Source organism: Rhizobacter sp. (assembly GCA_021153565.1).
In the GTDB taxonomy this organism is placed as follows: Bacteria; Pseudomonadota; Gammaproteobacteria; order Burkholderiales; family Burkholderiaceae_C; genus Albitalea.
Window position 1 is genome coordinate 1 of record JAJKJU010000076.1, and the last position, 8,363, is coordinate 8,363.

An 8,363-nucleotide genomic window follows, 5' to 3' on the forward strand; every position below is an offset into this window, starting at 1 on the left:
AGCGGCGTCTGCCCCGGCCCCTGCTCCAGCCCCTGCTCCAGCGGCGTCTGCCCCGGCCCCTGTTCCAGCCCCTGCTCCAGCGGCGTCTGCCCCGGCCCCTGTTCCAGCGCCTGCTCCAGCGCCGCCTCCCCCGGCCCCTGTTCCAGCGCCGCCTCCGCCGCCTCCCGTATCGGCTGATACCGCCTTCGCGACGCCCGCTAGCGCGACGGAAACGAGCGAAGCCGGCAAGGTCGAGTCGTACTCCTTCGCCGAGAAGGGCAGCGAACTCACGCCAAGCACGATCAGCTATGCCTCCGGCGTCGTGGGCTTCAGTGCGACGCTGGCGGGCCCCCAGGCCTATGCGGGCGCGGCGATTCGTGTTTATGCGCCGGGCAACACCGGCACCGGATCCGTCACCGCATTCAATGCCTCCGGCTTCACCAAGCTCAAGATCCAGCTGAAGTCGGCGAGCGACGGTTTGCTGTCGATCAAGCTGCAGCCCAGCCCGTTGGCGGCCGACGGCTGCACGGCCACCGCCGCAGCCATCGTGGATTCAACGATGTCCGAACTTGTCATCGACCTGACCGAGGCGATGTTTTCGCTGCCCAGCTACTGCAATGGCGTCGGCTCCACGGTCGATTCCGTCAAGGCCGGTCTCTTCGCGATCGACGTGATCAACGGCGCAACCGCCACCGGCTCGCATGACCTGAGTGTGGGCACGGTGAAGCTCGCGCCCTGATCACGACCACAACCGACAACCAGGAGAAAAGCATGATCAAGTTCACTGTCAAGGGCGCGCTCGCCATGGCGCTTGCAACGAGCCTGCATCTGAATGCGCAGGCGACCAACTTCTTCGACGGATTCGATGGCACGGGCGGCCCGAACGGCGCGGTGTGGGAAACCGCTAATTGGTTCAACGGCGACATCTTCGGCTGCACCTTCGGCTACAGCGAAGTGTGGCTGACAGGGTGGGGGGCGCTGGACCTCAACGTGAACGGCAGCACCACCCAGTGCGCCGAGGTGCGCACTTGGCAGAGCTTCCAGTACGGCAAGTTCGTCACCAGCATGCACCCGGGCACCATCCCCGGCGCCGACAGCTCGTTCTTCCTGTACACAGGCAACGCGGGAACGTCGAACCACTTCGAGATCGACCTAGAGTTCATCAAGGCCGGCACGGTCCTGCACACGAACGTGTGGACGGCAGGCCGGCAGAACTACCAGCAGTTCGCCATCGCCACCGGCTGGCGGACCATCGGCTTCGAGTGGCGTCCAACTTACGTGCGCTTCTTCCATGTCAACAGTGCGGGCGCAGAGACGGAGTTCCGCCGTGTCAACTCCGCGTTCTCCGCGCCGATGCGCTTGATGCTCAACCACTGGGTGGGCAACAACTCGGCTGGCGCGGTGAACTTCGTTGGACCCTACATGGGGGGCGGCGGCCCGGCCTTCTACGACTGGGTGAAGGTCTCGGATTGAGAGCGAGCCTGAGCTGCACGCCGAATATCGTCTTCCAAGGTTCGATGGCTGACATCGAGACTTGAAGGGCGAGAAGTGAAGAAGACTCCAAGACAAGAGTACACGGCGCAGTTCCGACGTTAAAAAGAATGAGCGGGCACGTCCATTGTCCGTTCGTCATCAATTCCATCGACGCCTGCCCCGAAACCCGTACTGCGCGCGGCTCATCGTGATCGGCCTGCTGAGCGCATCGGTAGCGGCGTGCGGCGGTGGGTCGTCTTCGGGCAATTCTGTAGTCCCGTCCGCCGGAGGCGCGCCTGCACCCGCGTCCGCGCCGGCTCCTCCCTCCGACGTCACGATCACGCTCAATCCCGCCTGCACACGCGCCATCTCGCCGTACATCTACGGTCTGAACTTCTACAACAGCATTGCGAATGCGCCGCCGCTGCTGACGTTCGACCGCGCCGGCGGCAATCGGTGGACGGCCTACAACTGGGAGAACAATGCGTCCAACGCCGGCTCAGAGGCTGAGAGTATTTCGAGCGTGTCCGAGCAGCACGTCAAAAGGCACCTGATCTAGGCGCAAAGCGCAGCCATAGCTTGGGCTATGGCGAGCATTTGCAACGACGAGCAGGGGTCTTTTGGCGTGATGAGCGGGCATGATCGAAATGCTCTCAGCCTCCCAGACTACCTGTATCAGAACGACAACTTCCTGAGCGCCAGTACCACGCCGGGCGAGGCTGTGCGCGCCGTGATCGCGGCCGACCGGGCCGTCGGTGCCGCGAGCCTGATCACCGTGCCGATGCAAGGCTGGGTCGCCGCGGACGAGAACGGTCCGGTCAGACACAACGAACCCGCCGGACACCACTTCAAGAAGAGCACGCAGACCAGCGCGACATTCACCATCATGCCGTCGACGGCCAACAACGCCGTCTACATGGACGAATTCGTCTGGGCGCTGGATCAGAAGTTCAGTGGTCAGGGCATTTTCACAGCCAGCGCCGCGACGCCCACCTTCGTGCAACTCGACAACGAGCCCGAGCTCTGGAGCTCCACTCACCTCGAGATCCAGGGCAGCACGCCGGTCTCGTCGGACGCCTACATCGCCAAGACAATCTCTCTGGCAAGAGCGTTGAAGGACCAGTTCCCCGGCATGAAAATCGTCGGCCCAGCGCACTACTAACCTGGTGTTCCACCAAGCGCCGAGCGAGTTTGTCCGGGCGAAAGGACCCGAACTTCCGCGACGACGGGCGCCAGGAGATCACCGGACGTGACAGCGACGCGTTCAAGTTCCGCGTGCCCATGCGGAGGTGAACATTCATCCGTACGGTCACCGTCTTCGCGGCTTTGGTGAAGGCCCAGGTGAGTGGTGATGGCAACAGGGTGAGGGCGATCCAGCAGTGATGGGCAAGATCGTTCGGCGTCTTCGGCCGGCCATAACGCGCCAGGTAGGTCGGCGACGCAAGCACCCCTTGAGCAAAGTCGGCGAGCTTGGTCATCTTCGAGGTCGACTCGCGCATCCGACGCGGATTGCTACGTCAATCCCCCTCGGCGACCCGGATTGATCGCCAGCAGCTCGTCGACCGTGTCTCTCGCGAATCGATCGAGTTGCCTCGGCACCGGATCGACGGTGACCCCGACGCCGAGCCGCTTGCGCGTGTAGACCAGCACATCGTCGTCCACGAGCACCTTCGTGCGTTCGGCACTGCGCAGAATCGTATTGGCGTCGCGCGTGTCTTCGGGCCGCACGCGAAGCCGGTAATGAGCACAGTTCACGATGGTCGCAAGAGGCGTACGAAGATCGTGGCCGAGCACGCCGAGCAGCAAGTTACGGGCTCGGTCCACTTCGGCGACGAAAAGCTTCAGCGACTCCGCGAGGGCCTGATCGACAGCTTCGTTGAACCGCGTGACGTCCTGAAGATCGTGCACCGTAACCTCGGTGGCTGCCGCGCTCCAAAGCCTCAAGACCGTCGCGCGCAGCGCGCGGTATTCCGACACCATCTGGTTGACCTCGAAGCTGCTGCGCGCGCGTTGCAGCGCATGGGCCCGAGATGGTGTCTCCACAGGGGACAGCTCCCCTGTTCGGAAGCTGTCAGCCGTGGCGGGGCAGGCGCGCCACCTACCGGCCCGCCGGCGAGCCCTTTGCGCCTTCTCGGTACGCGGTCGAGCCGATCCCTTTCGCCCAAGCCAAGGCCTACGTCACCGAGCACCACTACGTGTGTATTCAGACCGGACTGGCTTATCCGGACAATGCCCTGAGTCGCTGCTACACCCGGATCGTCGGCTCCGGAGTTCAGGCGACGTCCGAGGCTCAGGCCAAAGCAGTCATCGCATGCCTGCCCCCCGAGACTCTCGGCCCGACGACACCTTCACCCTCAGTGAGTCTGCACTGGGCTGGCCCGGCACAAACCTTCGTCGACAATAGCCTCTGCTGGACGCTGACCGCTGAGGTCGCATATGGCAAGGAAATGCACGGCTGGGCCTTTTCGTCAGCCGCGGAGTTGAACTATGGCTGGAACGTGGTTACTCGCAGAGACCGCACAGCCCAATGTCCGACAGGCTATACGGCCATCGGAAGAAATTCCAAATACCCCGACTATTGCATCAAGCCTTCGGCAGAGCGATGCGTGGCATGTGGAGACCCGATGGTCATTTCCAGCGGCGAGAAGACTCTGGCTGAAACCGACTACAAACGGATCGCGGATTCGCCGCTCGAATTCGGTCGGACATTCAGCACGCTGGGCTACTACCGGCCTACCAACTGGGTTCCAGACCCACTGCGCGGATTTGGTGACTTCTGGCGCCACACCTATGACAGGCGTGTCTTTCCCGAGAATTCTCCCTACCTCTTGGCAACGGCAGTCCGAGCCGACGGCTCCGAAAAGCATTTCAGGACAGACGGTCTTGAATTGCTGAATCAAGATAGATCTGGCGAGACACTGACACGGATATTGTCCGGCGGGCAATCCACCGGGTTTCTCTACAGAAGCGGCAGAGGCGAGCTCGAAACGTACGATCCCGCAGGCATTCTCCTCGGCATTCAGCATTTCAGCGGTGCCAAGCAAACATTGGTCTACAGCGACGCGTCCACCCCGGCAGGCATCGCCCCATCTGCGGGCCTGCTGATCGCGGTCAAGGATGCATTTGGACGGAGTTTTCAGTTCACCTACAACAGTCTCGGGCAAATGAACTCCATGACCGTGCCGGACGGTGGCATTCACAGCTTTGCCTTCGATGTCAACGAAATGCTGCAGAAGATCGGGTACCCCGATGGCAGCGCGCGAACCTATTCGTACAACGAAGGGTATGTGTGGGGCGAAGGCCCCCGTGCACTCACCGGCGTATTCGACGAGAACAACGTGCGAGTCATCACCAACTCGTATCGCAATCCCTGGCAAGGCTACGTCGACTTTTCGGCTCACGCCAATGGAACAGATCGCTATGTCCGCTCTCCCGCTGGAAGTGATTCCGTCAACGTTGAAGATCCTCTTGGTTCAACGCGAACCTATAAATTCCAGACAGTCAACGGCGTGAGCAAGTTGATTTCGCAGACGCTTCCTGCCGGTGCCGGCACTGGTGCAAGCACGCGACAGCTGGCCTACGACGCCAAAGGCAACCTCGCAAGCGAAGACGGCTTCAACGGCACTAGGACGTGCTATGTGAATGATTCAGGGCGCAGCCTTGTAACCACCAAAGTCGAGGGCCTGTCGAACGCGACGTCCTGCGACAGCGTGACCCCCGCGGGCTCGGTGCTGCCCGCCGGTAGCCGCAAGATAACGAACGTGTGGCACCCCGACTGGCAATTGAAAAGCAAAGAGGCTGAGCCTCGCAAGCTCACGATCAATGTTTACAACGGGCAGCCCGACCCGACTGCAGGCAATGCGGTCAGTAGTTGTGCGCCTGCCGATGCATTGTTATTCGATGGAAGGCCAATCACGGTTCTTTGCAAGAAGATCGAGCAGGGCAGCACGGACCCAGACGGAAGCCAGGGATTCAGCGCCCCTGCGGATGTGAACGTGCCGACGCGTGTGTCGACCTATACCTACAACCAATACGGCCAGGTGCTGACGGCCAAGGGGCCACGCACGGACGTGAACGACATGACGACGTACGCGTACTACACGGACACAACGGCCGATCACACACTGGGCGACCTGCAAAGCGTCACCAACCCTGCAGGGCACACAACGCAGTACGTCAAATACGACAAGGCCGGCCGAGTGCTCAGAAGCATCGGTGCGGCTGGCGCCACGACTGACCTTGCCTATAAGCCCCGGGGGTGGGTAGAGAGCGTGACCGTGAAGCCAGCAGACGGTGGAACGGCGCAAGTTACCACCTACAGCTACGACGCGGCAGGTCAGCTCAAACAAGTGACGCTGCCCGACGCGGTGACGCTGCAATACACCTACGACGACGCCCACCGGCTGACAGGCATCACCGACGGTGCCGGCAACACGGTGACGTACACGCTGGACAACGCAGGCAACCGGGCTGGCGAGACGCTGAAGGACGCAGGCGGCACCCTGGCACGCAACATCACGCGTGTGTTCGACGCCCTGGGACGAGTGCAGCAAGTCACAGGGGCGGGGCAATGAGTCAGAGTCGCAAGTTCAAAACATCAGATCAATTCGAAGGGGCAAAGATGCGAGAGATGCATGGGGTGGGCCGCCGCCCAAGAGTCACGGCATGGAACACCGCACGCCAGTGCGTGCAGCGGGTGTTCACGATGCTGTGCATCGCACCGCGCGGCCTTGCGGGCACAAGCGCCTTTGCCAAGACAGCGACCAGGCTCACGGCGAGAACGAGCCCGTCGTTCGTCGATGACTGCGGCACAACTGGATTCGTTGGCAGCTTCTTCCGGGCGGCGCTGATCGGCGTGCTCATGTTGATCGGCGGTGCAGCCCACGCCCAGACTTGGACCAAGATCGCCAGCGAAGGCGCATCCTTCAGCGTCAGCGGCACGCAGACCGTGCGTTACGGCGCCGGCAGCAGTTGGATCCAGAAGACCGTGAGCGACAGCGGCACATGCACCAATGCTTACTTCGGCAGCGATCCGGCCTTCGGCACGATCAAAGAGTGCGACGTCCTGAACTCCGCCAGCAGCACACCGTCCCAGACTTGGACCAAGATCGCCAGCGAAGGCGCATCCTTCAGCGTCAGCGGCACGCAGACAGTGCGTTACGGCGCCGGCAGCACTTGGATCCAGCAGACCGTGAGCGGCAGTGGCACATGCACCAACACCTACTTCGGCAGCGATCCGGTCTTCGGCACGACCAAAGAGTGCGACGTCCTGAACTCCGCCAGCAGCACACCGACCCAGAGTTGGACCAAGATCGCCAGCGAAGGCGCATCCTTCAGCGTCAGCGGCACGCAGACTGTGCGCTACGGCGCCGGCAGCACTTGGATCCAGAAGGCCGTGAGCGACAGCGGCACATGCACCAATGCCTACTTCGGCAACGATCCGGCCTTCGGCACGATCAAAGAGTGCGACGTCCTGAACTCTGCCAGCAGCACACCGACCACCACCGTTCTGACCGCGTCGGCCAACCCTGTATCCATCGGCCAAAGCATCACCCTCACCGCCAGCATCACCGGCGCAAATCCCACAGGCACCGTGACGTTCAAGGATGGAGAGACGACGCTCGGAACAGGAGCGATCAATGCAGGCAATGCCACACTCGCCACAAGCTTCAGCACGAGCGGCAGCCACAGCCTCACTGCAGCTTACGCAGGCGACGCCAGCAACGCGCCGAGCACGTCGTCAGGGGTGACAGAGACGATCAACCTGCCCACAAGCAGCACCACGCTGAACGTGACACCGGGCAGCATCACCGCGGGCGACAGCGTCACGCTCACCGCCAACGTGAGCGGTGTATCGCCCACGGGCAACGTCACCTTCAAGGATGGTGCAGCAGTGCTGGGCACTGCGTCCCTGAGTACAGGCGCCGCCATCCTGTCCACCGCCATCACAGGTGCAGGCCCCCACAGCCTGACGGCCAGCTACGCAGGCGACGCCGGCAACGGCCCCAGCAGTTCCACCACTGCGAGCCTCACAGTGAGCGCCGCGAGCACCAGCACGGCATTGACCGCCGCGCCAAACCCAGTAGCGGCGGGCGGCCAACTTGTGCTGACGGCCGAGGTCAGCGGGGCATCTCCCAGCGGAACCGTGACCTTCAGCGACGGCGGCACTGTACTGGGCACGGCGGCACTCGTGTCCGGCCAAGCCAGCCTGAGCACGAGCCTGGGCGTGGGGGGTGTACACAGCTTGATCGCCAACTACGTCGGCGACGCAAGCAACACCGCGAGCACCTCCAGCGTCGCCAGCGTGCAGGTGGGCACCACCAGCAGCACCACGCTGCCTGGGGGAATGACTTGGCAATACGGCTACGACGCCGAAGGCAACCGCACGACGGTGGTCGACCCCAACGGCAACCAGACCAGCACCGCCTACGACCCGCTGCAGCGCCCGAGCAGGGTGACCCAACCGGCGCCCGGCGCCGGCCAGGCGCCTCCGGTGATCAGCATGGGCTACGACGGCCGCGACCAACTCAACAAAGTGACGGACCCGAGATCACTGGTGACCAGCTACACCGTGGACGGCCTGGGCAACGTCAAAGCCACCGCCAGCCCCGACAGCGGCACGGCCACCCGCAGCTACGACGCGGCGGGCAACCTCACCAGCAGCACCGACGCACGAGGCAAGACCACCACCTACACCTACGACAGCCTGAACCGGCTGACGAGCGCCACCTACGCAAGCGGCACGCCCACCGTATTCCAGTACGACGGCGGCAGCCCCCCGGTGGCCACGAGCATCGGCAAGCTGAGCAAGATCACCGACGAGTCGGGCAGTACGAGCTACAGCTACGACGGGTTCGGCCGCATCACCACCAAGACGCAGGTGGTGGGCATCAAGACCTTCATCGTGAGCT

At 63.0% G+C, this 8,363-nt stretch carries 7 protein-coding genes; 6 read left to right on the plus strand and 1 reads right to left on the minus strand.

All coding sequences use genetic code 11. The annotated features are described in order from the left end of the window. From AC30NL_RS04735 to AC30NL_RS04750, 4 genes are all read left to right on the plus strand, one after another. A partial coding sequence (locus tag AC30NL_RS04735; protein ID WP_489462859.1) for a hypothetical protein occupies positions 1–718 on the plus strand: 718 nt, incomplete at its 5' end. Positions 719–750: 32 nt separating this feature from the next. Beyond that, positions 751–1,452: a family 16 glycosylhydrolase gene (locus AC30NL_RS04740; protein WP_489462860.1), complete on the plus strand. Its 702-nt coding sequence runs from the start codon at positions 751–753 to the stop codon at positions 1,450–1,452. A 145-nt stretch (positions 1,453–1,597) separates the two neighbouring features. Then, positions 1,598–2,011: a hypothetical protein gene (locus tag AC30NL_RS04745; protein ID WP_489462861.1), complete on the plus strand. Its 414-nt coding sequence runs from the start codon at positions 1,598–1,600 to the stop codon at positions 2,009–2,011. A 27-nt stretch (positions 2,012–2,038) separates the two neighbouring features. Beyond that, the gene (locus AC30NL_RS04750) at positions 2,039–2,614 is read left to right on the plus strand and encodes a glycoside hydrolase family 44 protein (protein WP_489462862.1); all 576 of its coding nucleotides are present in this window, start codon (positions 2,039–2,041) and stop codon (positions 2,612–2,614) included. A gap of 350 nt (positions 2,615–2,964) precedes the next feature. Here AC30NL_RS04750 and AC30NL_RS04755 read toward each other — a convergent pair whose 3' ends face one another. After that, the gene (locus AC30NL_RS04755; RefSeq protein ID WP_489462863.1) at positions 2,965–3,495 is read right to left on the minus strand and encodes a histidine kinase dimerization/phospho-acceptor domain-containing protein; all 531 of its coding nucleotides are present in this window, start codon (positions 3,493–3,495) and stop codon (positions 2,965–2,967) included. 152 nt (positions 3,496–3,647) lie between these two features. On the opposite strand from AC30NL_RS04755, the gene AC30NL_RS04760 reads away from it, so the two are divergent. Both AC30NL_RS04760 and AC30NL_RS04765 read left to right on the plus strand, forming a co-directional pair. Then, positions 3,648–6,026 (plus strand): RHS repeat domain-containing protein, encoded by a 2,379-nt coding sequence (locus AC30NL_RS04760; protein ID WP_489462864.1) that lies wholly within the window; start codon positions 3,648–3,650, stop codon positions 6,024–6,026. A 47-nt stretch (positions 6,027–6,073) separates the two neighbouring features. Then, positions 6,074–8,363: RHS repeat domain-containing protein (locus AC30NL_RS04765; RefSeq protein WP_489462865.1), on the plus strand; the 2,290-nt coding region annotated here is incomplete at its 3' end.

Excerpts from the sequence above, each read along its gene's own strand:
- AC30NL_RS04750 (WP_489462862.1), top strand. The coding sequence starts at position 2,039 with ATGGCGAGCATTTGCAACGACGAGCAGGGGTCTTTTGGCGTGATGAGC.
- AC30NL_RS04740 (WP_489462860.1), top strand. The coding sequence starts at position 751 with ATGATCAAGTTCACTGTCAAGGGCGCGCTCGCCATGGCGCTTGCAACG.